Origin of the sequence: Drancourtella massiliensis (assembly GCF_016900655.1) — a bacterium.
GTDB classification, from domain to species: Bacteria; Bacillota; Clostridia; order Lachnospirales; family Lachnospiraceae; genus Sellimonas; species Sellimonas catena.
In genome coordinates this window covers 1-323 of the sequence record NZ_JACJKH010000124.1, presented here as the reverse complement: position 1 = coordinate 323, position 323 = coordinate 1, and the positions used below count along the sequence as shown (strand labels likewise).

Annotated in this window: 1 pseudogene; it reads left to right on the top strand. The window is 50.2% G+C overall.

What is annotated here, in order from left to right:
• Positions 1-8: 8 nt before the first annotated feature.
• Positions 9-323: pseudogene (locus H6A32_RS16025) on the top strand (S16 family serine protease); the annotation flags it as partial.

Below are 323 nucleotides of genomic sequence, written 5' to 3'. Positions count from 1 at the left end.
ATTTACATATTCATATTCCGGCAGTAGCGATCACGAAAGACGGACCGTCCTCCGGCATCACACTGGTTACCGCCCTCTCCTCTCTTGTGACAGGAAATGCAGTCCCTACGGAATAAGCCATGACAGGTGACGGTTCCCTGCGGGGATATGGTCTCCCGATCGGCTGTCTGCCGGTAAAACTGATGGCGTCTCAGAGATCCGGAATCGAGAAGGTATTCATTACGCAGTACAATGTGGAAGATCTGGAAGATGTTGCAGAGGAAGTAAAAGAACGTCTGACCATTATCCCGGTTAGAAAAATCCGGGACGTACTGGATGTACTG